Source organism: Promicromonospora vindobonensis (assembly GCF_042685865.1).
GTDB lineage: Bacteria > Actinomycetota > Actinomycetes > Actinomycetales > Cellulomonadaceae > Promicromonospora > Promicromonospora vindobonensis.
Genome location: NZ_JBHUOG010000002.1, coordinates 2916379 through 2940399, shown reverse-complemented (window position 1 = coordinate 2940399; position 24021 = coordinate 2916379). Strand labels below are relative to the sequence as shown.

Genomic DNA, 24021 nt, shown 5'->3' with positions numbered 1-24021 from the left:
CGGAGGGTCGTGACGGGCTGTTCAGTAGGGCTGGAGGCCTGCCGGCTACTCGACGAGCTTGCCGTCGGCGGAGACGTCGACCATGAGCTCGGCGATCTCGTCCGGCACCGGCGGGATCTCCTCGCGCACCACACCGTCGGTCGGGGACCAGACCAGGTTCACCTGCAGAGCCGGGTCCAGGTCGGGGTAGTCCGAGCGGTTGTGGCACCCGCGGGTCTCGCGGCGCTCGCGGGCCGCTTCGAGCGTGGCGCGAGCGGCGATCAGGGACGCCTTGAGGTCGAAGGCGTGCGCGAGATCGCCGAAGCCGGCGATGTCGGGATGGATCCCGACCTTGTCGGTGCGCTCGGTGATCTCGTCCAGCTCCCGCAATCCGGTCAACAGCCCGGCCTCGTCGCGAGCGACCCCTGCATGCTCGGTCATCGTATTGCGGACAGCGCGCTGCAGAGCGCGCACGTTCTCGGGTCCGTCGGCAGCCAGCAGCTCGCTGATCTCGTGACGTGCCTGCGCCTCGGCGTCGCGCGAACGCCGCTGCGTCTCCAGACCCGCTGAGTACTCTGCCGCCGCCCGTCCCACGATCCGGCCGAACACCAGCAGCTCGATCAGCGAGTTGCCACCGAGCCTGTTGGCACCGTGCAGGCCGGAAGATGCCTCACCGATCGCGTACAGGCCTGCCACTTCGGTGCTGTGATCTTCCGGTCGGACCCACACGCCGCCCATGGAGTAGTGGGCGGTGGGGGCGATCTCGATGGGCTCGGCGGTGATGTCGAGCATCTGCAGCTCGAGCATCGTCTGGTAGACGCGCGGCAGGCGCGTCATGATCGTCTCCCGGGGCAGGTGGGAGACGTCGAGCCAGACGCCGCCGTTGGCGGTGCCCCGTCCTTCGGTGATCTCGGTGTAGGCGGCCAGGGCGACCCGGTCGCGGGTGGACAGCTCCATCCGCTCGGGGTCGTAGTTCTTCATGAACCGCTCGCCCAGACCGTTGCGCAGGATGCCGCCCTCGCCGCGGGCCGCCTCTGAGATCAGGGTGCCCGCCGCGTTCTCGGGCTCGATGATGCCGGACGGGTGGAACTGGACCAGCTCCGGGTCGCGCAGTCGTGCGCCGGCCTCGACGGCGAGCCGGAAGGAGTCGCCGGTGTTCTCGTCGCGCCGCGACGACGTGCGCCGCCAGATCCGGTTGTGGCCGCCCGCCGCGAGGATCACGGCGTCGGCGTGGATCAGATGCGGCGTCCCATCAGCCAGGTCGAACCCGTACGCACCGAACACGACGCCGTCGCGCACCAGGATCCGCGTGATGTACAGGGAATCGAGGATCGGGACGTCGAGCTGAGCCGCCCGGTTCACGAGGGAGCGCTGGATCTCCAGGCCGGTGTAGTCGCCGGCGAACGCGGTACGGCGGTACGTGTGCGCGCCGAAGAACCGCTGGGAGATGCGCCCGTCGTCCTCTCGCGCGAAGGCCATGCCGTACCGCTCGAGGTCGGCGATACCCTGTGCTGCCCCCTTCGCGACGATCTGGGCGGTGTGCGGGTTGGCCAGACCGTAGCTCTCCTTGATCGTGTCGGCGGCATGCTGCTGCCAGGAGTCCTCGGCATCCATCGTGCCAAGGGCGGCGTTGATGCCGCCTGCGGCCAGGGAGGTGTGTGTGTCGATGCGCGGCCGCTTGCCGACCGCCAGGACGCTGACTCCCTGTTCGGCGAGCTCGATCGCGGCGCGCAGGCCCGACCCGCCGGTGCCGATCACGAGCACGGTGGTCGAGATGCGTCGTTCAGTGATGTTCATCTGCTGCTCTCTGTGTTGCTGGATTGGCTGTTTTGGTGTGATCGAGGTCGGCCCGCTCGAAGATTCATGCGAGGACGGTCCAGGGATCCTTGAGCAGGCCCGTGAGCGTCTGCAGGAACTGGGCGGCCAGGGCGCCGTCGATGATGCGGTGGTCCGCCGAGAGCGTGAGCCGCATCCGGTGACGCACGGTCACCTCGTCGCCGACGACCACGGCCTCGCGGCGCGTGGCTCCGACGGCCAGGATCGCGCCTTCGGGCGGGTTGATGATGGCCGTGAACTCCTCGACGCCGAACATGCCGAGGTTGCTGATCGTGAACGTCCCGCCGCTCATCTGCGCCGGGGTGAGCGCGCGGTCGTCGGCGAGCGCGACGAGCTGCTTCGTCTCGGCGCCGAGCTGGGTGACGGTCTTGAGGTCGGCGTCCTCGATGACCGGGACGACGAGACCGTGCGGCGACGCGACGGCCACCCCGATGTTGACGCGACGGTGGATGTAGCTGGTTGTCGCGTCGTCTCCCCGGTAGCTCGCGTTCACGTCGGGGTGCCGGCGCAGTGCGAGCCCGGTCGCTCGGACGACGAGGTCGTTCACGCTGACCTTCCCGCGGCCGGAGGCGGCGAGCCGCGCGTTGAGCTGGGCTCGTAGCGAGGTGAGTTCTTCGACGTCGGCGACGGCTGTCACGGTGAAGTGGGGGATGCTACGGGAGCTCTCGGCGAGGCGGCGCGCGATGACACGCCGTACCTGGCTGAGCGGCACCTCCTGCGGGTCCCTGCGGTCCGTGTCGCCGGAGGCCGGCGCCGACCGGGGCTCTGGGGCCGGGGCGGCGACATCCGGCGTCGTCGGGACGGTCTTGCGTGGTGCGCCGGTGTCGAGCAGCCCGGTCAGGTCCACCTTGGTGATGCGGCCGCCCGGCCCCGAGCCGGCGACGGTCCTCAGGTCGATGTCGTGCTCACGTGCGATCGAGCGCACGAGAGGTGTGGCCAGGACGCGTTCACCGTCCGGCCGTGGTTCGACCGCGTGGTCGACGGCCTTCGGCTTCGCCGGGGGCTCGTCGTCGGTGGCGCTCGCCGCCGATGCGGGCACCGGTGCTGGTTCCGCGGCGCCGGGCGTGGGCGCGTCGGTGCCGTCGAGCTCGGCGATGGGTGCGCCGATGGGTACCACGGCGCCTTCGGGCTGGAGGATCGCGGTCAGCCGCCCGGCGTCGTACGCCTCGACCTCCATCGTGGTCTTGTCGGTCTCGATCTCGACCAGGAGGTCACCGACATCGACCTGGTCGCCCGGCTTCTTGAACCAGGCTGAGATGGCGCCTTCGGACATGGTGTCGGACAGGCGCGGCATGGTGATCTGGATCATCGGATCCCTTTCTTCGTCACGTCAGCGCCGGCGCCCGACAGCGGCGAGCGTCTCGTGCACGGCGGTGACGACGTCGTCGTGGGACGGCAGCGCGGCGGTCTCGAGCGACTTGGCGTAGGGCAGCGGCACCTCGGCCATCGCGACGCGACGCACGGGGGCGTCGAGATGGTCGAAGGCACCGTCGGAGATGGACGCGGCGATCTCTGCGCCGATGCCGTAGGTGAGCCAGTCGTCCTCGAGCACGACGGCGGCGCTGGTCTTGCGCACCGACGCGATCACCGTGTCGCGGTCGAGCGGGCGCAGGCTGCGCAGGTCGACGACCTCGATGTCGAGGCCATCGGAAGCCGCGAGCTCTTCGGCCACCTGTCGGGCGACATGAGCCATCCGGGAGTAGCCGATGAGGGTCAGGTCGGTGCCCTCGCGGCTGACGTGTGCCTTGCCGATGGTGGCGGGAGCACAGTCCTCCGGTACCTCGCCCTTGGTGTTGTACAGGGCGAGGTTCTCCAGGAACAGGACAGGGTCGTCGTCACGGATCGCCGCAAGGAGCAGGGCCTTGGCATCGGCAGGGGTGGAGGGCGCCACGACCTTCAGTCCGGGGACGAAGGAGTAGTAGAGCTCGATGTTCTGGGAGTGCGAGGCGCCGAGCTGCTGTCCTCCGCCACCCGGGGTGCGGATGACCATGGGCACGGCCAGCTGCCCGCCGAACATCCCGTGGATCTTGGCCGCGTGGTTGACGATCTGGTCCAACGCCAGCAGCGAGAAGTTGATGGTCATGATTTCCACGACGGGACGCAGCCCGAGCATCGCGGCACCGATCGCGGCGCCCGTGAACCCCTCCTCGGCAATGGGGGTGTCGCGTACGCGCCGGGGGCCGAACTCGTCGAGCAGGCCCGCCGTGATCTTGTAGGACCCCTCGAAGAGGCCGATCTCTTCGCCCATGAGGAACACGTTGTCGTCGCGTGCCAGCTCGGCCCGGAGCGTGTCGTGCAGAGCCTGACGGTAGGTGATGACGCTCATGAGGGCCTCCCCGGGAACGGTGCCGGTGCGAAGAGAGGGCGGCCCGGCAGCCGGCGGGAGTCGTTGGGTACCGGGGTCGCGTAGGTGTGGTCGAACAGGGTGGAGACGTCGGGCTCCGGGCTCGCCTCCGCGAACTGGGCGACGGCGTCGATGCGAGTCGTGGCCTCGGCGTCCATCGAGTCGAGCGCGGCCTGGTCGAGCACGCCACGTTCGAGCAGTCGTGCGGCGAACAGGGCCACGGGGTCGGCGCCCTTGAGTCGTGCCGTCTCGTCGGCGGAGCGGTACCTGGCCGGGTCGACGACGGAGTGACCCCGCAGCCGCTCGGTCATGACCTCGAGCAGGTAAGGCTTGCCGCCCCGGGCCGCCTCGACGGCCTGGAGCGCAGCTGAGGCGGTCGCCTCGGGGTCAGCGCCGTCGACGCGCGCCGACAGCATGCGGTAGGCGGCGGCCCGCTTGTACAGCTCGGGCTCGGCAGACGCGTGCGCCACGTCGGTGCCCATGCCCAGGCCGTTGTTGATGATCACGTAGACGATCGGCAGCTCCCACAGCGCCGCGAGGTTGAGCGACTCGTGGAAGGCGCCGATGGCCGTGGTCCCGTCGCCCATGGTGCACATGACCACCTCGGAGCGGTCCTGGTACTGCAGGGCGAGGGCTGTGCCGGTGGCGATCGGCAGCTGGCCGCCCACGATGCCGTAGCCGCCGAGCAGTCGGTGTTCGACATCGAACATGTGCATCGAGCCGCCCCAGCCCTTGGAGACGCCGTCGGTGCGACCGTAGAGCTCGGCCATGACCCGTTCGGGCTCGATGCCCTTGGCGATCGCGTACCCGTGCTCGCGGTAGTTCGTGAACAGGTAGTCCTGTGGGTCGAGCGCGTCCAGCAGGCCTACGATCGCGGCCTCCTCGCCGAGGTTCAGGTGGCAGTAGCCACCGATGTACGCCTGCAGGTAGGACCGTTGGGCCCGCTCCTCGAACCGGCGGATGAGGAGCATCTGCCGGTAGTAGTTCTCGAGCTTGGCTCGTTGTGCCTCGCTGGTGCGCGAGGTCCGTCGACGTGTGCTGGTCGCTACGGTCGACCTGGCTGGTGCCGGCATGGGCATTCCTTTCGGGTACTGCCTGGTGTGGATCGTTGCCGTCAGGCGACGTGCAGGAGTCCGAGGGCGGCGCCGGGGGCCCCTGCAGCGGCGAGCCGGCCCGAGATCCGGGCGACCTCGGGGCGCCAGGGGCGCACCTGTGCGTCGAGCGCGGCGTCCACCGTGATGCCGTCGACGTCCGCGTGGCCCTGCGGGCTCAGCGGCTTCTTCATGGGCGACCCTTCGTCTCGGTGAGGCAGGAGTGCGCCTCACATATAAGGACGACGTGGTTCACCAAGGTGTCAGGGCCGAGGAGCGGATCTGGCAGTCGCGCTCGTCACACAGGCCGTTGCGACGAGGTCCTCGAACGACTCGCCGAATATCTGAACAAAACTGGCGAAGCGAACACCAGAACGCCAAGGCTTGTCCGCTCTTGACATGGCATCGGTCGACCAGCATCCTACTTTTGATCACATGGCGGCATAAGTCGCATGGTTGCCGCTATCAACCGACAGAGTCGTCAATCGGAGCACCCATGCAGATCTCACGACATTCGCCTGGCGCGCGGCGCCTCAGCGCAGCGTTGACGGGCGGCGCGCTCCTCGTGGGCACGCTCGCCGCAGGCCCGGCCGTCGCCGCCCCTTCCACCGTCGCAGCCCCCGCACCGACCACCACGGCAGCCGGAGCATGTGGAGAGGACGACGGGCTGCCCGACTCCAAGATCTCCATCCAGCTGTACACGCACGTCAACGAGCTCGGGTCCGGGACACCGGCCCCCGAGACGATCGACCGCGTGCTCGGCGAGGTGGCCGACGCCGGCTTCACCAACATCGAGCCCTTCAGCCAGCCCTATTCGATGCCCGTCGACGAGTACCAGGCGATCCTCGACAGGCACGGCCTCGAGGTGTCCTCGAGCCACGGCAGCACGGACTGGGACACGTGGCCCGAGACGGTCGACTACGCCGTCGCACTGGGTCAGGACTACATCGGGACCGGCGGGATGGCCGGCAACTACGGCACCTACGAGGAAGCGCTCGCGACCGCGGCGTACGTCAACCGGCTCGGCCGGTACGCGCACGAGAACGGCGCGAACAAGATCGTGCTGCACAACCACCAGAGCGAGTTCACCACGCGCTACCCCCACCCGGAGACGGGTGAGATGGTCAGCCCCTGGCAGGTCATCGAGGCGAACACCGACCCGCGCTACGTCACGTTCCAGCTCGACGTCGGCTGGGCCGCGGACGCCGGCATCGACGTCCCGGCATGGATCGAGGAGTACGGGGACCGCATCGAGCTCCTCCACATCAAGGACGCCGTGAACGTCAACGCAGAGGGCGACGCGAGGCAGGTCGCCCTCGGCAACGGTGAGCTCGACCTACCGGCGATCATCGCCGCAGCCGAGCCGTACGTGGAGTACTACACCTACGAGTGGGACTACGCGCCGTCGTTCGAGTCCTCTGCGGAGTCCTACCAGTACCTGCGCTGCTACTTGTCCGAGGACGAGGGCGACGACCAGTGCGGCGTCGAGGACGGGGAGTCGCTGGCGCTGGGCCGGCCGGTGACGACGTCCAGCATCGACGACCCCGCTCGCACCGGCGAGATGGCGGTGGACGGCAACGCAGGCACCCGGTGGGGCAGCCGGTGGAGCGAGCCGGAATGGATCGCGGTGGACCTCGGCGCGAGCTACGACCTCAGCCGCGTCGTGATCGACTGGGAGACCGCGTTCGCGTCGGGGTACGAGATCCAGACCTCACCGGACGGCGAGACCTGGACCACGGTGCATACCGTCACCGACGGTGACGGCCTCTTCGACGACATCGACCTCTCAGGCACGGGCCGGCACGTGCGCCTCTACGCCACCGAGCGCGCGACGCAGTGGGGCTTCTCCCTCTACGAGCTCGAGATCTACGGCACGCCGAGCGGCGGACAGCCGACACCGGAGCCCGTGGCTCGCGGCGCCGGGTACTGGTCGTCGGAGTACCGACAGGTCAGCAACCCGGACCACACGACCGACGAGCTGCTGTGCTTCCTCATCAGCACGCGCACGCAGAGCGACGTGTTCGACGAGGTGGTCGACCTGGCCACGCTGGACGACGCCGTGCAGGTGCTGTGGGCGGCCAACCACGACGAGTGGGTCGACGTCTTCGACCGGCAGCTGCTCGGTGTGTGGCTCAACGTCGCGGCGGGCTCGGTGTCCCTGGAGGACCCGGTCGTCGGGGGCGGCACGGTCGGCGACCTGCTGTACGCCATCGAGGCCGCACGCCTCGACGCGGGCGCGACGAAGGCCGACCTCAAGGAGTACAAGGACGCGCTGGAGGCGGTGAACGCCCAGCACTGACCGGGAAGGTCCTCAGCCGGGGCCGGGGTGCGCTCGTCCAGGCGCACCTCGGCCCCCCGGCCGCGTACTCAGGACACTATGGGGTGTTCCAGAGCGAGAGCTTCTCCGGGTTCAGCACCATCCGCACGTCCGTCACCACCCCGTCGGAGACGTCGAGGGTGACGACGCCGATGATGTGGCCCTCGTCCCGGACGGCGAGGCCGAGCCCGTCGTGCGTCTCCCGCTCCAGCACGTCGCGGCCGGGGTACTTGTGCACGACGCCCGCTATGAACCGGGCCACCCGTTCGGCACCGACGACAGGCCTGCGGGCCGCGGTGACGATCCCACCGCCGTCGGATCTCAGGACGACGTCGGGGTCGAGCGCCGTGATCAGCGCCTGGACGTCCCCGCTCCGTGCGGCCGAGGCGAATGCCCGCACGACGTCGTCGTGCTCGCGTCGCGTGGCGCGCCGGTCTCGTGCCTGTTCGACGCGGTGCCGGGCGGAGGAGGCCAGCTGGCGGCAGGCGCCCGGGTTGCGGCCTATCGTGGCCGCGATCTCGTCGAACGGGACCGCGAACACGTCGTGCAGCACGAAGGCGACTCGTTCGGCGGGCGTCATCGTCTCGAGCACCACGAGCAGCGCGGAGCTCACCGAGTCGTCGAGCGTGACCTGGTCGGCCGGGTCCGGGTCAGGGTGGGCGAACACCTGGGACGGCAAGGGCTCGGGCAACCAGGGCCCCACGTACTGCTCGCGCCTGGCACGCGCCGAGCCGAGCATGTCCAGGCAGATGCGACTCGTGACGCGCTGCAGCCAGAAGTGCGGCGCCTGGACGGCCTCGCGTTCCACCCTGCCCATGCGCCACCAGCGCACGTAGGTCTCCTGGACCGCGTCCTCGGCCTCGGCGACCGTGCCGAGCATCCGGAACGCGAGCGTCATCAGATGCCGCCGCTCGGCGAGTACCTGGGCGATGGCCGGTTCGTCGTCGGTCATCGCGGCGTCCTTCCCGGCGACGAGGGGACAGCGCGACACGATGTCAGGGAGACGCCTGACATCCCAGGGGGCCGCGTCGTCTTTCTAGGCATGAACATTCCCTTCCGAGAGCTGAGGGTCGCCGTCGCCGGGGGCAGCGGCACCGTCGGACGTCACGTCGTGGACCTGCTGCGTGCGGCGGGACACGAACCGGTCGTGCTGACCCGCGCTTCGGGCGTCGACCTGCTCGACGGCACCCACCTGGCCGGCGCGCTCCAGGGCGTCGAGGCCGTGGTCGACGTCTCGTCCACCAGCACCGCGTCGGCCAAGAGATCGACGAGGTTCTTCGAGACCGTCACCCGCAACCTGCTCGGAGCCGAGCGCGAGGCCGGCGTGGGCCACCACGTCGCGCTGTCCGTGATCGGTGCGGAGAGGGTCGGCGCCAGCTACTACGCGGGCAAGGCTGCCCAGGAGCGGGTGATCATGGCGGAACCAGGTGGTTGGTCGCTGTTGCGCGTCGCTCAGTTCCACGAGCTCACCGAGTTCCTCGTCGACAACTACCACGTCGGCCCGCTCCGGGTCGTCCCGCAGATGCGGGCGCAGCCGATCGCAGCGGCCGAGGTTGCGGCCGAGCTGGTGAGCATCGCGCTGGGTGCCCCCCGGGGGCTGGTGCGAGACCTCGCGGGCCCGCGCGAAGAACGGGTGAGCGACATGGTCCGCCGCTACCTGCGCGCGACCGGCAAGTCCCGCCCGGTGCTGGAGGTGTTCGTCCCCGGTGCCTGGGGGCGCGGCATGCGCAGCGGCACGTTCCTGCCGGCCCCGGGCACGCGGCAGAGCCGGCAGTCCTTCGAGGTGTGGCTCGACGACGTCGCCCGATGAGGCCGTCGGGTTCAGGAAGATTGCCGCATCCCCAGCTTGTCGGGGTTGCGGACCAGGTAGATGCCACTGATCCCATCAGTGTCGATGCTGACGGTGGCCACGCACAGCACCTCGGTGCCCCGGGTGATGACGAGGCAGGAGCCGCCGTTGGCATCGGCGATCTCGTAGGTCGCGTCCTGCCCGAACTGGCGCAGGGCGCCGAGCAGGAAACGAGCCACGTGATCGCGGCCGGTCACCGGGTGCCGGGCCGCGGTCACCTTGCCCCCACCGTCGGAGACGCTGACGACGTCCTTCGCGAGGAGCTGTTCGAGCTCGTCGAGGTTGCCCGAGCGGGCCGCGGACAGAAACGCGTCCAGCAGGCGGGAGATCTCCTGCGGCCGGGCAGGCGCCCGCCGTTCGCCCGCCAGGTGGTCGCGGGCGCGCCGCGCGAGCTGCCGGGCGTTGGCCTCGGTGGTGTCGAGGACCTCGGCGATCTGCCGGAAGGGGTAGTCGAACGCCTCACGCAGCACGTACACGGCTCGTTCGTTGGGCGAGAGGCGCTCCATCAGGGTCAGCATGGCGACGCTGAGCGCCTCGGCGCGCTCGGCCCCCAGCGACGGGTCGTCACCGGACGGGACAGGCTCTGGAAGCCACGGGCCGATGTAGGTCTCCCGGCGCACCCTGGCAGACGTCGCGGCGTTGATCGACAGCCGGGTGGTGGTGGTGACCAGGAACGCCTCCGTGTTGAGCACCACCGACCGGTCGACCGCCTGCCAGCGCAGCCACGCGTCCTGGACGACGTCCTCGGCGTCAGCCACCGTGCCGAGCATGCGGTACGCGATGCCGAACAGCCGCCGCCGGTGACTCTGGAAAACGTCGGCCGCCTGGCTCAGTTGTGACACCGTCGCCCTTTCCGTCGTGACAGCAGTATCCCGGTCGTGCAGGTCATTGACGAGTCTGCGGTCGGTGGACATGTTGTGCATAGCGGTGCGCGGTCAGACGCCCGTGGCGAAGAGCGGTTCGCCGACGTAGCTGCCGGGTCGGCAACCCCCGGGAAGGGCGTAGACGCCAGACCCGACAGGTGTCGTCCACTGGTTGAGCAGGTCGGCTGCGGACAGGCGTTCCTGGATGGGCACGAACTGGCGGTCGACGTCGGCCTGGTAGGAAGCGAACAGCTGGCCGGGGGACGAGCTGTCGGGACCTTCCGCGTAGTTGTACGCACGTCGAAAGATGCGGCGCTCGGCTGCGTTCACGCGGGCACTCCGCACGTGCGCCAGGTCGTGGATGACGGGAAACCCGGTAGGGCCGACCGCGTCGAGGTCTGGGTCATCGATCTCCGTGGCGCCGGTCAGCGGCGCGCCGGTGGCCAGGGACCGCCCGACCGACTGCTCGCGGGAGTGGCGGTCGGTCTTGTCCCACCCGTCCATGTCCATCCGGATGCGCCGCAGGACCAGGCTCGTGCCGTCGGCCAGCCAGCCGGGGCCGTCATGGGTCCAGACCGCGGCGTCGAAGTCCGCAGTCCCAGGTACGGGGTTGCTGGTCCCGTCGACCTGACCGAAGTGGTTCCTGGTTCCGATCATCCCCGTGGTGGGCGGCCTGCGGAAGCCGTGCTGCGTCCATCGTGGTCGGGCGAAAGCACGAGAATCCCTGAGCAGGACGCGGACGGCGTGCGCCAGCGTCAGGGAATCGTCGGACCCGACCTGCAGCAGCAGGTCGCCGCCAGACCACCCTGGTTCGAGCCGATCGATCGCGAATCGTGGCAAGGGACGTAGCCATCCTGGGACCGCGGAGTCACCCGCGACGCGTCGGACCAGCTCCGGTCCGAACCCGAAGGTCACCGTCAGGCTCGCCTCGGGAGCGGCCAGCTCGGGTTCGAGGTCGGCCAAGGCCGGTTCGCCCCGCATCAGCCGCTCCGCGTCGTCCGACAGCAGCTGCAAGAGCTGGCGCAGGGCGGCGCGATCGGTGGTCTCGTCCAGGTCGAGCGCGACGTAGGTGATGGCGGCCTGGGGTGGTGTGGTGATCCCGGGCTGGTGCCGGCCGTGGAAGGCGACCCGTCGCCTGCCCTCCGGCGTCGCCGCGGTGGGCGGCGTGGGAGGCGGGGCGTCGGCAGGTGCGGGACCGGACGCGTGCGGGTCGGTGAGCAGGCTGAGGCTCATGCCGCCCACCGCACCGACGCCGGCGGCGGCGCCGCCCATCAGAAAGCCGCGCCGTGACACGCCGCGGTCCGCCGGTCGTCTCATTCGTGGGTCCCGGGCACGTACTCCTCGTCCGCGCCTGTGAAGTCCTTGGCCGGGGCGGTGACGTCCACCGCCGATCCGTCCTCGAAGGTGAGCGTGAGGTCGACCGTGTCGCCCGGACCGACCGGCTTCTGGACCTCCATGAACATGAGGTGGTCGCCACCTGGCTCGAGCACCAGCGTGTCGCCCGGAGCGATGAGGAAGCCGGCCTCGTGGGGCGACATCACCATCTGCCCTTCCTCGTCGGGGCCGGTCACGTGCAGCTCCATGTCGCTGGAGATGTTCGACGCCGTGGAGGTGAGTACGACGTCGGCGGAGCCGGTGTTCGTCAGCCTGCCGAAGCCCGCACTCATTCCGCCGTCGACGGCCTTGACCCACAGATCTCTGGTCCGGACGGTGTCGGCCTGCATCGGCTGGGCCTGGCCTTCGGTCGGGGAGGCGGCCTCGGACGGGCTGCCACAAGCACTGAGGCCGACAAGAAGCGCGGTCGACCCGAGAGCGGCGACCAGGGCTCTGATAGTCATGAGTTGTCCTCGTTGTTCGTTGGTGGGGCGTTTGCCGATGCGGGCGCCGGGCCGGTGGGAGCCTTGCGGCCATACGTCGTCCAGAGGGCGTAGGTGGTCAGGCCGAGCAACGCACCCACCAGTGCGTGGGTCACGGCTCGGAACCAGTCCGATCGGCGCTCGGTCAATGGGGCGTTCAGGGGGTTCGACTCGGGCGGGAAGTCACCGACCGTGAACCGGTAGCTCCCCTCGAGCGGGGCGCCGTCGGCGGACACCACGCTCCAGCGCACCTGGTAACGCCCGTCGGGCATCGCAGGGTCGACGGCTTGGCCGACCCCCGTCGTGGTGACCTCCAGGGCGCCGTCGGCCCAGTCGTGGTCATCCTCGTCCTGGACCACGACGGTCGCGGTGACGGCGTCCGTCCGGATCTCGGACGTGAAGGCGAGCACCACCGAGGCCGGCGGCCCGTCGAGGGCCTGGTTGTACGACGGTTGCGCCGAGGCGACGGACGAGTGCGCCGAGGCCGGCACTGCGCCCAGCAGTGGAACCGACAGGGCGACGAGGGCCAGCAGGCCGAGCCCGACAGGTATCCGCTCGCTCATCGGTCCGTCCCCCGTAGGTGGCTGTTGTCGTAGGCCGCAGTGGCGGCAGGTCTCCCAACCCAGACCACGCAGCGGCCTCGGTTCGTGACACCCGCTCTGTCACGAACCGGGGCCGCTGCGTGGTCTTCGATGCAAGTTCGTGCCCCGGAGGCGCCGAAGACGGCGGCATCTCGGTGATGTGCGGGCGAGACAGGCCAACCAAGGAGCCTTGAACTGTGACGTTGATCATTCGCATTGCACTGGCCGTGCTGTTCCTCGACGAGCTGATCGTCGGAGGGTGGAATCTCGTCTCGCCGGAGACCTTCTACACCCACTTCCCGACGGCGGACCTGACCCCACCGTTCAGCGAGCACTACGCGACGGACTTCGGCGGCGCCACTCTTGGCATCGCCCTGCTGCTCGGGATCGCCATGGTCCGGCCGAAGGCCCACTTCGTGGTCCCCGCCGCGCTCGCCTACTCGATCTTCGCCGTGCCGCACTTCTTCTTTCACCTGAACAACATGGAGAACTTCACCCTCGGCGAGGCGATCGCGCTGAACATCGCCAACGGTGTGGTCGCGCTCCTGGGGATCGGGGTCATCCTGCTCACAGCGGCCCGGGACCGACGCGCAGCAGGCGCCACGGCCGACGTCGGTTCGCCGGCAAACCCATGACCGCCCCCGGTGGAGGAGATGGCGGCCACGACATGGCGATCCTCGAGTACGTGGTACGTGCCGCGATGCAGTCGCTGGAGCCCCGGGAGACTGCCGCACTGATCCTGCACGGTGCCTTCCCCCACGACACAGGCTTCGTGGCAAAGTTCGTGGGCTGCTCGGAGAGCGACCTGCCGGGGTTGCTCGCCACCGCTCGTACGAGGCTGCGACGCGACCGTGCCGCGACGGTGACAGAGCCGATCAGAGCGCTCAGGCGTCTGCGGTCGGCATGGCTCGATGGGGACCGAGGCGCCGCTGTTGCCGAGCTCTTCTCGTCCGACGTCGAGATCTTCACGAACGGCGGCCCGGACTCAGGGCGCCTGCGTGTACCTGTCCACGGACCGAGGGAGGTCGCAGCCCTCCTGAACGACATCGTGGGTGACGAGCCGCCGGCACTGGAACTGACGTTCGTCGATCGAGTGCCCTGGCTCGTCGGACGGTACGACCAGCTCACTGTCGGCTTCCTTGCCGCTGAGGTGCTACAGGAATCGGTCAGGCAGGTCTGGCTGGTCGCCGGCCCGGACAAGCTCGGCCGATTGTGACGCGCCCGGCCGTCCACGGGTCGTGAGGTCCTGGATGTCCACGCGGCGGGTCGCGGCCAGGCCGTGGAACACGCTCGAGCAGCTTGGCGGTGCGACCCTCGCGCGGCCGCGCCGACCCTCGAACGGCGGAAGTTCCAGAGTTCCGGTTGACTGTGCCCCAAGGGCATGGTTTTCACTGGTTCTCAACGGAACGGCGGTGGGACGATGGCCTGGAGCACACGGCAGCTCGCGGAGCTCGCAGGAACGACGATCAAGGCTGTACGGCACTATCACGCGCTGGGACTGCTCGATGAGCCGCACCGCACGGGGAACGGCTACAAGCAGTACGAGACGTCGCACCTCATCCGGCTGCTGCAGATCAAGAGGCTGAGCGATCTCGGGCTTCCGCTCTCACAGATCGCCACCATGGATCGCGCCGATCAGATGCCGGACGAAGCGATTCGGCTGATCGATGCGGAACTCGCAGCGACGGTCGATCGGCTGCAGCGGGTTCGGGCAGAGCTGGCAGTCATCCTGCGTCATCGCGCTCCGATAGATGTTCCCCGTGGATTTGAGTCGGTCATGCAGAACCTCTCGGACAGGGACCGCGCGATGCTCCTCGTCTATGGCCAGGTCCTCGACGAGAACGCGATGGGCGAGCTCCGTGCACTACTGAGCCGGCGAGATCCCATTGACGACGAGTTCGACGCGCTCCCGGTGGACGCGGACGAAGCGGCGATACAAGACCTTGCCGAACGCATGGCAGGTCCGCTCGCCGCGGCACAGGCCGCATTTCCGGTGGTCGACGACGTCGCCCAGTTCTCGACGCACAGCCCCGAGCGCACGGCCAGCACGGTCTCCCAGGCGCTCGGCGATCTGTACCACCTCGCTCAGCTCGAGGTGCTGCGTCGAGCACACGAGATCGCTACGACTGGCGGAGGAGAAAAGTGACGGACGCAGCGGAAGGTGCTTCGACGGGCGCGGCCGACGCCCGCAGGGCGGACGTGACGCTACCGGAGGCCGTCATGCTTCTCCTCTTCGATCCCCGCAGCGGCACCATCGCAGGCGAGGGCCAGTCGCTGTTGTACACGCTCGGCGGAGCGATGCTCATCGAGCTCGCCGCGCGAGGACACCTCGAGCTCGACGACAAGCAGCGCCGCGTTCGCGCCGTCGGCCACGCTCCTGAAGACCTGCTGCTACGTGGAGCATGGGAACGGGTCCCGGAGACCGCGACAGGAATCAGGGGGCTCACGATCGATATCGGTGTCCGGTCCCGAGAAAGCACCTTGAACCGGCTCGTTGCGCGAGGCGATATCCGTCAGGAGCCACGCCGTCTCCTCGGCTTCATCCCGACACACGCCCTCAGGGGCGGAGACACCGGCACGCGCGACCGGCTGCTCAGGCCAGTTCGGTCGGCGCTGGTGGACGGCGTCGATCCCGATGCCCGGACCGCCACACTCGTTGCGCTGCTCTCGGCAAGCAAGAACCTGGCCGCGATGCATGCCGACATCCCCTGGTCCGGTGAGATCTATACCCGCGGCAAGAAGTTCGAGCGCGGCGACTGGGGCGCGAAGGCCGCCTCCGACGCCATCCTGAGCACCCTGGTCGTGCAGGTCGTCGGGACCGCGTTCGCGACGACCCTGGCGACGCTCGCGCAGCCCGACTGATCACCCCCGCAGTCGGAAGAGTCGCAGCGCCCTCGAGCGACCTGCGCAGACCACCCGTCACGACCCACGCGCATTCGGTGCGCCCGGACCACGCGTCCGGACGACGAGCGCGCAGATCATCGCTGAAAGAGAGAACACCATGAATCCGGTCGAACCACTGGTCGAGGGATTCCGAGACCTTGTCGCAAACGTTCCAGACGTGGTCCAACCACTGATCATCGCGCTGGCCGGAGCCGTGCCCTTCGTCGAGGGCGAGCTCGCGACGACGGTCGGTGTGCTCGGTGGCCTCAACCCCATCGTCGCCGGGATCGCCGCAGCGGGCGGCAACTTTCTCTGCGTCTTCCTGATCGTCACCCTCAGCAGCCGTGCGCGTACGGCGACCCTTGCGCGGCGGGCGCGGCGGGAGGCGGTGCGTGTGCCGGTGGGCTCGGCGGAGCCGGGCGGCGATGCGGTCGCTGAGGAACCGGCGAAGGCAAAGCCGGAGTCGAAGCCGGAGTCGAAGGGTAAGGAGCGTTTCAGGCGCTATCTCACTCGGTTCGGGGTGCCCGGGGCGAGCCTTCTCGGTCCCCTCGCGATGCCGACCCAGTTCACCGCCGCGCTGCTGGTCGCTGGTGGCGTGTCCAAGTCCTGGGTGCTGCTCTGGCAGGGAATCGCGATCATCGCGTGGACCGCGGTCTCGACGGTCAGCGCGTGGCTCGCCCTGATGGTCGTCTACAACGTCGGCTGAGGAGGCTGTGCCCCCCGGATCAGGTCACCTCGCTGGCCGCGACAAGGCGTGATCTCACGGGCGCACTGCGCGTTCCCGTGGCCCTAGAGGGGGATCGGTAGGCCGTGGTTCTTGCTCGGTGAGGCCGCTTGGATGGCTTCATGAACGATTCGAACCTTTCCTCGCTGGTGCCCGACCGGGCCGTCAACCTTGCTGCGGCCCGGACCCGGCACGGTGACCGTGTCGACCTCATGCTGCGGGCGCTGCAGGTGGGGGACCCCGTCGCCGACGCCGTGATCGCCGAGTTCGACGCCCTCGGCCGCTCTGCCCGCACCGCGCTCCAGCGTGGTCTCACCGAGGGCAGGGCGAGCGTGCCGGAGGCCCCGCCGGCCGTCGACGCGCTGCTCGCCCATGCCGAGGCCGTGCCCGGCTGGGTCTCGCCCGAGCTGCTGGACGAGGGGGACCGGACGTCGCTCGCCGTGCCGCCGCACTGGCGCGGCCTCGCCTTTGCGGGAGGCTCGCTCGCTCACACCTACCGGTCGCCGGCGATCGCGAGGCTGCTCGTCGGTACCGGTCGGCTGACCTCGACCGCGCCGCGCCGGCTGGCCGAGACCGGGCTGTGGAACGCATCGGTGGTCCTGCCCGGCGGCCTGCGCCAGGGTGCCCCCGGCTACGTGCAGACCGTGCAGGTCCGGTTGCTGCACGCGCGCGTGCGGGCGTCGGCGATGGCGCACGGATGGGACGCCGACCGGTGGGGCGTCCCGATCAACCAGGCCGACGTCGCGCGCACCTGGCTCGACTTCACGGTCGTGCCGTTCACGTTCTTGCAGGGCGTCGGCTACCGGCTCACCGAGGAGGAACAGTCCCGCCTGTACCGCTACTGGTGGTACGTGGGTCACCTGTTGGGTCTGGACGAGGAGTTCTTTGTCGGGATCGAGGACCACGTGCAGGCCGGTGAGCTGCTCGACCTGCTCGACTCGACCTCCGCCGCGCCGGACGAGAACAGCCGGGCCCTGGTCGGGGCCTTGTTCGACGCGGCAGCCACCAATCTCGCCGCTGTGCCGCAGTCGCCGATGAACGCGTCGGGCTGGCGCGACCTGCTGAACGCCCTGGCCGGCCGCTACCACGGCGAGGCCGCCCCTGCGCTCGGCATCGAGGAGTCGCCCGTCACGGCCGTGCTTCCGCTGCTCGCGGCGGGGGAGGCGAAGGCGCGTCGTTACCAGCTGCAGGTTCCCGGTGCCGTAGCGGAAGCCGTGGAGGACGGTACGCGTGCGTTCCGCGGCATCATCGCGGCCCTCGGCGGCGCCAGCGCCGCCTACCAGGACCACGTCACGGCCCCGTGAGCCGGCTACAGGTGCGCTGAGCAGAAGCCGGCCGCTCGACCGCGGCGGCACCGCCTCGTGCTGACCTCCGACGGGCGCGGCGGCGCGGATCGCGCGCTCGCCGCGCTCGCGAAGGAGTTCGACCGGAGGCTGGCGCTGATCGCGCCTCGCGACCGCACGGAGCTCCGGCGGATCCTGCTGGCCTTGCTCGCCCGCGCCGCGGGCGACGTCGTGACCGGCAGGTTCCGCGCGTCGGCGGCTACAGGTGCTCGATCAGCTTGTCGGGGGTGATGGGCACGTTGTGCACCCGGATGCCGGTGGCGTTGTAGACGGCGTTGCCGACGGCGGCGGCCGAGCCGACGGTGCCGATCTCGCCGAGGCCTCGGGCGCCGAGGCTGGCGGTGCCGACCTCCTCGGTGCCGTCGCCGAGCGGCCCGGTGAGCAGGGGGTCGGGCCGGTCGAGCATGTGCACGTCGATGTCGGGGATGTCGGCGTTGACGGGTACGAGGTAGTCGGCCAGCGTGCTGTTCGCCAGGCGTCCGGTGGCGAGCTCCAGGTGGTTCTCCTCCAGGAGGGCATGGCCGATGCCGAAGATGACGCCGCCGACGAGCTGGCTGCGGGCGGCCTTGGCGTTGATGACGCGGCCGACGTCGGCGACGGTGGTGAACCGGGTGATGCGGGCCTCGCCGGTGAACCGGTTGACCCGGACCTCGCAGAAGTGGGCGCCGAAGCTGTGGTGCACGACCCCCGGGATGGGGGCGCCGAGAGGTGAGGACTCCATGTAGATGCCCGGCGACCCGATGGCGGCCAGCAGGCGGCCAAAGGTCATCGAGCGGCCGAGCCCGTGCAGGATGCCGCGCTCGTAGCGCAGGTCCGAGACCTCCGCACCCTGCCAGGGGGACCTGTTCGCGGTGACGGCCACCCGCTTGAGCTCGGCGATCACGTTCCTGGCGGCGTCCACGACCAGCGGTACGGTCGCGTGCGTGTTGCTCGAGCCCACCGCGGGTGCGCCCGGGGGCAGGTACGTGTCACCGATCTCCGGGGTGATCCGCTGCATGGGGATGCCCAGGGCGTCGGCGCCGGAGATCGCCACCACGGTCCCGCCGCCGGTGCCGAGGTCCGAGACGCCGGTGGACACCACCGCGGTGTCGTCCTCGCGCAGCCGGATCCCGACGGCGAACCCGGCCCGGCGGGCCGCGGGGTAGATGGCGGTGGCCATGCCGGTGCCGTAGAGCCACTGCCCGTCGACGCGTGCGCGGGGTGTGGCGCTGCGGTCCGCCCAGCCGAAGCGTTCCGCCCCGACGCGGTAGCACTCGTCCAGGTGCTTGCTCGACCAGGGCAGGTTCGTGGAGGGGCTGGTGGCGGCGTAGTTGCGCAGCCGCAGCTCCACGGGGTCTACGCCGGTGGCGACGGCCAGCTCGTCCATCGCCGTCTCCAGGGCGAAGCCCCCTGGAGCCTCGTTGGGGCCACGCATCGCCCGGCTCCCGGGGATGTCGAGGACGGCCAGCTGCGCGTCGACGTGCAGGTTCGGCGTGCGGTAGAGCGCGTCCGACATCGAGTGGGCCGGAGTCATGGTGAACGACATGGTGGTGGGCCGCTCGGCGACGCTCCGGTGGCTGAGCGCGTTGAGGACCCCGTCGCGGGAGGCGCCCAGCCGGACGGTCTGCGTGAGGTGCGAACGGTGGCCGGTCAGGGTGAACATCTGCTCCCGGGTGAGGACCAGTCGGACCGGCCGGCCGAGCTCGCGGGCCGCCGCGGCGGCCAGGGGCGTGTCGCTCCACAGGACGACGCGGGCGCCGAAGCCGCCGCCCACGTACTTCGTGATCAGCCGGACGTTCGGGGCGGGCACGCCGAGCCGCTGGGCCATGCCGAGCGCGTACGCCGCGGGGATCTGCGCGCCGGCATGGAGGGTCACCCGGTCGTCGCCCTCCCAGACGGCGAGGACCGCGTGCGGCTCCATCGCGGCGTGGTGCTGCACGTTCTGGTGGAACTCGGCCTCCACGACGACGTCGCTGGCGGCCAGCGCCGCGTCGATGGACCCGACACCGGGAGCCAGGATGTTGAGGCTGCTCGGTGCGCCGCTGATGGTGGGGCCGGCCGGCACGCGTGGCTCGTCGGTGACCGAGGTGCGGGGCTGCTGGACCTCGTAGGTGGCGGTGACGAGCGCGGCGGCATCGCGTGCCTGCTCGGGGGTCTCGGCGACGACCATCGCGATGGCCTGGCCGTGAAAGTGGACCACGTCGGTCTTCAGCGGGATGTAGTTCTCGGAGAAGGCGGCGGCCTGGCCGGTGGTCTCGTACAGCCTGAGCGGGTTGTTCGGCGCGGTGTGCACGTGCAGCACCCCGGGTGAGGCGAGCGCGGCCGCCGTGTCGAACCCGGTGACCTTGCCTCGGGCGATGGTGCTGGTGACGAGGTGCGCGTGCGCCAGGTTGGGGGCCAGGTAGTCGCCGGAGTACTCGGCGGCGCCGGTGACCTTCAGTCTGCCGTCGACGCGGTCGGTCTCGCGTCCTACGGGGGAACGGGGCATCGTGACTCCTCTAGCTGCTGTACGTGAGTGGGTGCGGCGACCGGATGCCGCGGTGGATGGGGACCCCGGTGCTCAACGGCGCACCGGTGCCGCCGTGCCGGTCGCCGACGATTTCCGCGGCGATCGACAGGGCCGTCTCGTGCGGCGTGCGGGCCCCGAGGTCGAGCCCGATCGGTGAGTGGAGCCGATCCAGCTCGTGATCGCTCAGGCCCGCCTCGCGGAGCCGGGTCAGGCGTTCCTCGTGGGTGCGGCGTGACCCCATGGCCCCGACGTACGCCACGGGCAGCCGCAGGGCGGCGGTCAGGAGCGGCAGGTCGAACTTGGGGTCGTGGGTCAGCACGCAGACGACGGTGCGCTGGTCGAGCAGCCCGGCCTCGGCCTGGGAACCGAGATAACGGTGCGGCCAGTCGACAACCACCTCGGCGTCCGGGAACCGCTCCGGGGTGGCGAACGTGGTCCGGGCATCGCAGACCGTGACCCGGTAACCGAGGAACGCGGCGACGCGCGCCAGCGCGGCGGCGTGGTCGATGGCGCCGAACACGAGCATCCGTGGCGCCGGGACGTTGCACTCCACCAGCAGCGTCATGGGTTCGCGGCAGTAGCTGTCGGCCACCCCGACCTTGACGGTGCTGGTCTGCCCGGCGTGCAGCAGGTCGATCGTGTGCGCCTCGGCCACCCGGTCGAGCAGCTCGTCGCCGAGGGATCCCTGCGGCGGCCGGCCCGGGCGCACGACGATGGTCCGCCCGAGATGGGCGTCCGGGCCGCGCACGATCGTGGCCACGGCCACCGCCTGGCCGCTCGCGGCGTCGGCGAGGGCCGGTTCGAGCTCCGGTTCGGCGCCCGGGTCGTGGTGGCGCAGGAGCAGCTCGATGGTGCCGCCGCAGGTCAGGCCGACGCCGAGCCCGTCGGCGTCGGAGTACCCGAACCGCAGGGCCTGCGGCGTGCGGTCCCCGGCCAGCATCTGCTGGCAGGCCTCGTGCACGGCCGCGTCGACACACCCGCCGGACACGTTGCCCAGCACCGCCCCGTCGGCGTCGACGACCAGCGACGAGCCGGGCTGGCGGGGCGCGCTGCCGGCCACGCCCGTGACGGTGGCGGTCACGAACGGGGTGCCGCCGCGGGCGCGTCCGAGCAGCTGGGCGGCGAGCTCAAGCACGGCGGCCGCCCGCCCCCGCGCCGTCGGACCGGTCGCTCATCGGCCCTCCACCAGCTCGGTCAGGGTCCGCACCAGGGTGCGGCGCAGCAGCGCGGGCTTGAACCCGTTGTACTCGCGCGGCTGGGCACCGTCCGCCGCGCGGGTGACGGCGGCCTCGAACGTGGCGGCGGTCGCGGGCCGCCCGGCCAGCGCGCGTTCGACGGCGGGGAGCCGCCACGGCCGGGTCCCCACGCCGCCGGCGGCGATCCGCGCCTGGGTGATGGTGCCGCCGCGCAGCTGAAGCGCGACGGCCGCCGAGGTGAGCGCGAACTCGTACGACTGCCGGTCGCGGACCTTCACGTAGAGCGAGCGCGCCGTGTAGGGGGCACGAGGCACGGTGATGCCGGTGATGAGCTCGCCCGGCCGCAGCACGTTCTCGACGTCGGGCGTGGCACCCGGCAGGGTGTAGAACCCGTCCAGCGGCACGCTGCGGTTGCCCCGCGCCGAGGCCAGGTGCACCACGGCGCTGAGTGCGACCAGCGGCACGGCGAGGTCGCTGGGGTGGGTGGCGATGCAGGCGTCGCTCGTGCCGAGGACGGCGTGGCCGCGGTTGATGCCCTCCAGCGCGGAGCAGCCGCTGCCAGGCTCGCGCTTGTTGCAGGGGGTGCTGACGTCGCGGAAGTACCCGCAGCGGGTGCGCTGCAGCAGGTTGCCGCCGATGCTCGCCATGTTGCGCAGCTGGGCCGACGCACTGAGCTCCAGCGCCTGGGCGATGACCGGGTAGTGCTCCCGCACGAGGGGGTTCGCGGCGACGTCGCTCATCCGCTCCAGAGCGCCGATGTGCAGGCCCTTGTTGTCCAGGGTGATGCCGTCCAGCGGGAGCCGGTTGATGTCCAGGACGCGGTCGGGGCTCATCACCTCCAGCTTCATCAGGTCGACCAGGGTGGTGCCACCGGCCAGGAACGCGGTCTCCTCGCCGGTGCCCCGGACCGCCTCGCGGATCGTGCGGGCCTGGGCGTAGGTGTAGGGACGCATCAGCGCATCACCTGCTGCGCGTCGCGGATCGCGTCGACGATGCGGGGGTAGGCGCTGCACCGGCAGATGTTGCCGGACATGCGCTCGCGGATCTCGTCGTCCGAGTCCGCGCCGCCCTCGTCGTCGACCATGGCGACTGCCGACATGATCTGGCCGGGGGTGCAGAAGCCGCACTGCAGGCCGTCGTGCTCGACGAACGCCTGCTGCATGGGGTGCAGCCGCTCACCGTCGGCGAGGCCCTCGATCGTGGTGACCTCCCGGCCGGTCACGGTGGCGGCCAGCGTGAGGCACGACAGCACGCGCCGCCCGTCGACGTGCACGGTGCAGGCCCCGCACTGGCCGCGGTCGCAGCCCTTCTTGGTGCCCTTGAGGTCGTCGAGCCGCTCGCGCAGCGTGTCCAGCAGGGTGGCCCGCGGGTCCACCCGCAGCGAGACCGGGGTGCCGTTGACGGCGGCCCGCACCGTCACCGGTGTCACGCCGTCCATGGTGGGTGCCGAGGCGGCCGCCGCGGCCTCGGCCTGTCCGGTGAGCAGGGGGGTCACGGCGGCGGCGACCAGGCCGCCGCCCAGGAAGTTTCGCCGGGACACGCCCGAACGGCCGTGTCCCGCATCGTTCTCTGGATTCATCGGGTCTCTCCTGGCTGATCGCACGTTCGGGCAGGGAAGGACAGCGCCGTGACCATCCGTGTGGTCTCCGGGCTCGGTGCTGCTCCAAGGTTGGACACTGCCGCGGGGGACATCCAGGACCTGACGATCCGAGGCTGGGGCCGTCCGGGTGTCAGGGGCTGAGGTCGCCGGGTGTCAGCGAAGCGTCTGCGGACTGCTGACGGACAACAGCTGCAGCTTCTTGTGGCTCTCGGAGTGCGGGGCTGCCGCGAAGACGAGCAGGCGGTGCGACTGGTCCGGGTCGAGCAGGGACTGACTGGTCAGCTCCAGGGCGCCGACCTCTGGGTGCACCAGGCGCTTGACGGCGAGCGGGGGCACGCCGACCTCGTGCAGGTTCCACGCCTCGCGGAACTCCTCGCTCCGGGCGAGGAGGAGGTCAGCGAGCTGCGCCGCCCGGGAACCGGGGCCGCGAAGTGCCGCCACCTCGCGAAGGCCAGAGGTGAACCTGCGGGTGAGCAGCCGATGGTCGTCGGGGTCGTAGAGCTGTCGCGTGGCGGGGTCGGTGAACCAGCGGTAGCCGATGCTCCTGGCGGGTCCGGTGTATCGGGTCCGGTCGCCGGTGAGCGCGATGCCCAGCGGGCTCTGCCGGAGGGTTTCCCCGAGCTCGGTGACGATCTCCGCGGGAGTGTCGTCCAGGCGGTCGAGGATCCGCAGCAGGCCGAGGCTGATGTGTTCGCCGGCTGCCCCGCGTGCCGGTGGGTTGTGCCCGGAGAGCCGGAACAGGTGGTCGCGTTCGTCAGGGGAGAGGCGCAGGCCTTGCGCGATGGAGATGACCATCTGGTCGGATGGTTGAGGTCCGCGCGCGCGTTCGAGCCGCGCGTAGTAGTCGGTCGACATGTGACAGAGGGTGGCGACCTCCTCCCGTCGCAGCCCGCTGGTCCGACGCTGCCGTCCGCGCGGGACGCCGACGTCCTCGGGCTGCAGCGACTCGCGGCGCCGGCGGAGGAACTCGGCGAGCCCGGTCCGGTCGATCGCCATGCGTTCCCTATCTGATCGCCCACATCCTTACGACAGGCGGCAACGCTGGGACGCCCACCCACGACGCATCGGCTC

At 70.4% G+C, this 24021-nt stretch carries 24 protein-coding genes; 9 read left to right on the top strand and 15 right to left on the bottom strand.

The annotated features are described in order from the left end of the window. Nucleotides 1-45: 45 nt before the first annotated feature. The 5 genes from ACFS27_RS26400 to ACFS27_RS26380 all read right to left on the bottom strand — a co-directional run bounded on the left by ACFS27_RS26400 (nucleotide 46) and on the right by ACFS27_RS26380 (nucleotide 5444). The gene (locus ACFS27_RS26400; RefSeq protein ID WP_377189887.1) at nucleotides 46-1776 is read right to left on the bottom strand and encodes an L-aspartate oxidase; all 1731 of its coding nucleotides are present in this window, start codon (nucleotides 1774-1776) and stop codon (nucleotides 46-48) included. Between the two features lie 64 nt (nucleotides 1777-1840). Continuing rightward, nucleotides 1841-3124 carry a dihydrolipoamide acetyltransferase family protein gene (locus tag ACFS27_RS26395; protein ID WP_377189884.1) on the bottom strand — a complete coding sequence of 428 codons (1284 nt, stop codon included), beginning with the start codon at nucleotides 3122-3124 and terminating at the stop codon, nucleotides 1841-1843. Nucleotides 3125-3145: 21 nt separating this feature from the next. Beyond that, nucleotides 3146-4141, bottom strand: a complete 996-nt coding sequence (locus ACFS27_RS26390; RefSeq protein WP_377189881.1) for an alpha-ketoacid dehydrogenase subunit beta — start codon at nucleotides 4139-4141, stop codon at nucleotides 3146-3148. Next, nucleotides 4138-5232 (bottom strand): pyruvate dehydrogenase (acetyl-transferring) E1 component subunit alpha, encoded by a 1095-nt coding sequence (pdhA, locus tag ACFS27_RS26385; RefSeq protein WP_377189878.1) that lies wholly within the window; start codon nucleotides 5230-5232, stop codon nucleotides 4138-4140. The genes ACFS27_RS26390 and pdhA overlap by 4 nt, the downstream gene beginning before the upstream one ends. Nucleotides 5233-5273: 41 nt before the next feature. Further along, on the bottom strand, nucleotides 5274-5444 hold the full coding sequence (locus tag ACFS27_RS26380) for a hypothetical protein (RefSeq protein WP_377189875.1): 171 nt from the start codon (nucleotides 5442-5444) through the stop codon (nucleotides 5274-5276). A 302-nt stretch (nucleotides 5445-5746) separates the two neighbouring features. Here ACFS27_RS26380 and ACFS27_RS26375 point away from each other — a divergent pair, with 302 nt between their 5' ends. Further along, nucleotides 5747-7549, top strand: a complete 1803-nt coding sequence (locus ACFS27_RS26375; protein WP_377189872.1) for a galactose-binding domain-containing protein — start codon at nucleotides 5747-5749, stop codon at nucleotides 7547-7549. Between the two features lie 76 nt (nucleotides 7550-7625). Here the strand turns inward: ACFS27_RS26375 and sigJ are convergent, their stop codons facing one another. After that, the gene (gene sigJ, locus ACFS27_RS26370) at nucleotides 7626-8519 is read right to left on the bottom strand and encodes an RNA polymerase sigma factor SigJ (protein ID WP_377189869.1); all 894 of its coding nucleotides are present in this window, start codon (nucleotides 8517-8519) and stop codon (nucleotides 7626-7628) included. 90 nt (nucleotides 8520-8609) lie between these two features. Here sigJ and ACFS27_RS26365 point away from each other — a divergent pair, with 90 nt between their 5' ends. Continuing rightward, complete coding sequence (locus ACFS27_RS26365; RefSeq protein ID WP_377189867.1) at nucleotides 8610-9377, top strand: SDR family oxidoreductase; 768 nt, start codon at nucleotides 8610-8612, stop codon at nucleotides 9375-9377. A gap of 11 nt (nucleotides 9378-9388) precedes the next feature. On the opposite strand, the gene ACFS27_RS26360 is transcribed toward ACFS27_RS26365, so the two are convergent. The 4 genes from ACFS27_RS26360 to ACFS27_RS26345 all read right to left on the bottom strand — a co-directional run bounded on the left by ACFS27_RS26360 (nucleotide 9389) and on the right by ACFS27_RS26345 (nucleotide 12698). Further along, on the bottom strand, nucleotides 9389-10258 hold the full coding sequence (locus ACFS27_RS26360; RefSeq protein WP_377189864.1) for an RNA polymerase sigma-70 factor: 870 nt from the start codon (nucleotides 10256-10258) through the stop codon (nucleotides 9389-9391). Nucleotides 10259-10351: 93 nt separating this feature from the next. Continuing rightward, on the bottom strand, nucleotides 10352-11596 hold the full coding sequence (locus tag ACFS27_RS26355) for a Dyp-type peroxidase (protein WP_377189861.1): 1245 nt from the start codon (nucleotides 11594-11596) through the stop codon (nucleotides 10352-10354). Continuing rightward, nucleotides 11593-12117, bottom strand: coding sequence for a copper chaperone PCu(A)C (locus tag ACFS27_RS26350; protein ID WP_377189858.1), 525 nt, complete (start codon nucleotides 12115-12117; stop codon nucleotides 11593-11595). The genes ACFS27_RS26355 and ACFS27_RS26350 overlap by 4 nt, the downstream gene beginning before the upstream one ends. Then, on the bottom strand, nucleotides 12114-12698 hold the full coding sequence (locus ACFS27_RS26345; protein WP_377189856.1) for a copper resistance CopC family protein: 585 nt from the start codon (nucleotides 12696-12698) through the stop codon (nucleotides 12114-12116). The genes ACFS27_RS26350 and ACFS27_RS26345 overlap by 4 nt, the downstream gene beginning before the upstream one ends. Nucleotides 12699-12913: 215 nt before the next feature. Here ACFS27_RS26345 and ACFS27_RS26340 point away from each other — a divergent pair, with 215 nt between their 5' ends. The 7 genes from ACFS27_RS26340 (at nucleotide 12914) to ACFS27_RS26310 (ending at nucleotide 17897) form a co-directional block, all read left to right on the top strand. After that, a complete protein-coding gene (locus ACFS27_RS26340) occupies nucleotides 12914-13351 on the top strand; it encodes a hypothetical protein (protein WP_377189853.1) in 438 nt (145 codons plus the stop codon). A gap of 32 nt (nucleotides 13352-13383) precedes the next feature. After that, nucleotides 13384-13932 (top strand): hypothetical protein, encoded by a 549-nt coding sequence (locus ACFS27_RS26335; protein WP_377189850.1) that lies wholly within the window; start codon nucleotides 13384-13386, stop codon nucleotides 13930-13932. Between the two features lie 204 nt (nucleotides 13933-14136). Beyond that, a complete protein-coding gene (locus tag ACFS27_RS26330) occupies nucleotides 14137-14862 on the top strand; it encodes a helix-turn-helix domain-containing protein (RefSeq protein ID WP_377189847.1) in 726 nt (241 codons plus the stop codon). Continuing rightward, a complete protein-coding gene (locus ACFS27_RS26325; RefSeq protein WP_377189845.1) occupies nucleotides 14859-15578 on the top strand; it encodes a GOLPH3/VPS74 family protein in 720 nt (239 codons plus the stop codon). Before ACFS27_RS26330 ends, ACFS27_RS26325 begins: the two co-directional genes overlap by 4 nt. 199 nt (nucleotides 15579-15777) lie before the next feature. Next, entirely contained in the window at nucleotides 15778-16305 is a 528-nt protein-coding gene (locus tag ACFS27_RS26320; protein ID WP_377189842.1) for a small multidrug efflux protein, read from the top strand. 140 nt (nucleotides 16306-16445) lie between these two features. Beyond that, complete coding sequence (locus ACFS27_RS26315; protein WP_377189839.1) at nucleotides 16446-17627, top strand: oxygenase MpaB family protein; 1182 nt, start codon at nucleotides 16446-16448, stop codon at nucleotides 17625-17627. Nucleotides 17628-17684: 57 nt separating this feature from the next. Then, complete coding sequence (locus tag ACFS27_RS26310) at nucleotides 17685-17897, top strand: hypothetical protein (RefSeq protein ID WP_377189836.1); 213 nt, start codon at nucleotides 17685-17687, stop codon at nucleotides 17895-17897. On the opposite strand, the gene ACFS27_RS26305 is transcribed toward ACFS27_RS26310, so the two are convergent. The 5 genes from ACFS27_RS26305 to ACFS27_RS26285 all read right to left on the bottom strand — a co-directional run bounded on the left by ACFS27_RS26305 (nucleotide 17866) and on the right by ACFS27_RS26285 (nucleotide 23946). Beyond that, nucleotides 17866-20133, bottom strand: a complete 2268-nt coding sequence (locus ACFS27_RS26305; RefSeq protein ID WP_377189835.1) for a xanthine dehydrogenase family protein molybdopterin-binding subunit — start codon at nucleotides 20131-20133, stop codon at nucleotides 17866-17868. The two genes, ACFS27_RS26310 and ACFS27_RS26305, sit on opposite strands and share 32 nt — an antisense overlap. A gap of 10 nt (nucleotides 20134-20143) precedes the next feature. Next, the gene (locus ACFS27_RS26300) at nucleotides 20144-21289 is read right to left on the bottom strand and encodes an XdhC family protein (RefSeq protein WP_377189832.1); all 1146 of its coding nucleotides are present in this window, start codon (nucleotides 21287-21289) and stop codon (nucleotides 20144-20146) included. A 36-nt stretch (nucleotides 21290-21325) separates the two neighbouring features. Continuing rightward, nucleotides 21326-22303 (bottom strand): FAD binding domain-containing protein, encoded by a 978-nt coding sequence (locus tag ACFS27_RS26295; RefSeq protein WP_377189830.1) that lies wholly within the window; start codon nucleotides 22301-22303, stop codon nucleotides 21326-21328. After that, a complete protein-coding gene (locus tag ACFS27_RS26290) occupies nucleotides 22303-22929 on the bottom strand; it encodes a (2Fe-2S)-binding protein (protein WP_377189827.1) in 627 nt (208 codons plus the stop codon). The genes ACFS27_RS26295 and ACFS27_RS26290 overlap by 1 nt, the downstream gene beginning before the upstream one ends. Before the next feature lie 174 nt (nucleotides 22930-23103). Continuing rightward, nucleotides 23104-23946, bottom strand: a complete 843-nt coding sequence (locus ACFS27_RS26285; protein WP_377189825.1) for a helix-turn-helix transcriptional regulator — start codon at nucleotides 23944-23946, stop codon at nucleotides 23104-23106. Nucleotides 23947-24021: the final 75 nt, after the last annotated feature.

Coding starts and splice junctions, on each gene's coding strand:
- ACFS27_RS26380 (WP_377189875.1), bottom strand. CDS start 5,444: ATGAAGAAGCCGCTGAGCCCGCAGGGCCACGCGGACGTCGACGGCATC.
- ACFS27_RS26355 (WP_377189861.1), bottom strand. CDS start 11,596: ATGAGACGACCGGCGGACCGCGGCGTGTCACGGCGCGGCTTTCTGATG.
- ACFS27_RS26395 (WP_377189884.1), bottom strand. CDS start 3,124: ATGATCCAGATCACCATGCCGCGCCTGTCCGACACCATGTCCGAAGGC.
- ACFS27_RS26345 (WP_377189856.1), bottom strand. CDS start 12,698: ATGAGCGAGCGGATACCTGTCGGGCTCGGCCTGCTGGCCCTCGTCGCC.
- ACFS27_RS26315 (WP_377189839.1), top strand. CDS start 16,446: ATGAACGATTCGAACCTTTCCTCGCTGGTGCCCGACCGGGCCGTCAAC.
- ACFS27_RS26285 (WP_377189825.1), bottom strand. CDS start 23,946: ATGGCGATCGACCGGACCGGGCTCGCCGAGTTCCTCCGCCGGCGCCGC.
- ACFS27_RS26350 (WP_377189858.1), bottom strand. CDS start 12,117: ATGACTATCAGAGCCCTGGTCGCCGCTCTCGGGTCGACCGCGCTTCTT.
- ACFS27_RS26305 (WP_377189835.1), bottom strand. CDS start 20,133: ATGCCCCGTTCCCCCGTAGGACGCGAGACCGACCGCGTCGACGGCAGA.
- ACFS27_RS26290 (WP_377189827.1), bottom strand. CDS start 22,929: ATGAATCCAGAGAACGATGCGGGACACGGCCGTTCGGGCGTGTCCCGG.
- sigJ (WP_377189869.1), bottom strand. CDS start 8,519: ATGACCGACGACGAACCGGCCATCGCCCAGGTACTCGCCGAGCGGCGG.
- ACFS27_RS26365 (WP_377189867.1), top strand. CDS start 8,610: ATGAACATTCCCTTCCGAGAGCTGAGGGTCGCCGTCGCCGGGGGCAGC.
- ACFS27_RS26335 (WP_377189850.1), top strand. CDS start 13,384: ATGGCGATCCTCGAGTACGTGGTACGTGCCGCGATGCAGTCGCTGGAG.
- ACFS27_RS26400 (WP_377189887.1), bottom strand. CDS start 1,776: ATGAACATCACTGAACGACGCATCTCGACCACCGTGCTCGTGATCGGC.
- ACFS27_RS26295 (WP_377189830.1), bottom strand. CDS start 22,303: ATGCGTCCCTACACCTACGCCCAGGCCCGCACGATCCGCGAGGCGGTC.
- ACFS27_RS26375 (WP_377189872.1), top strand. CDS start 5,747: ATGCAGATCTCACGACATTCGCCTGGCGCGCGGCGCCTCAGCGCAGCG.
- ACFS27_RS26330 (WP_377189847.1), top strand. CDS start 14,137: ATGGCCTGGAGCACACGGCAGCTCGCGGAGCTCGCAGGAACGACGATC.
- ACFS27_RS26390 (WP_377189881.1), bottom strand. CDS start 4,141: ATGAGCGTCATCACCTACCGTCAGGCTCTGCACGACACGCTCCGGGCC.
- pdhA (WP_377189878.1), bottom strand. CDS start 5,232: ATGCCGGCACCAGCCAGGTCGACCGTAGCGACCAGCACACGTCGACGG.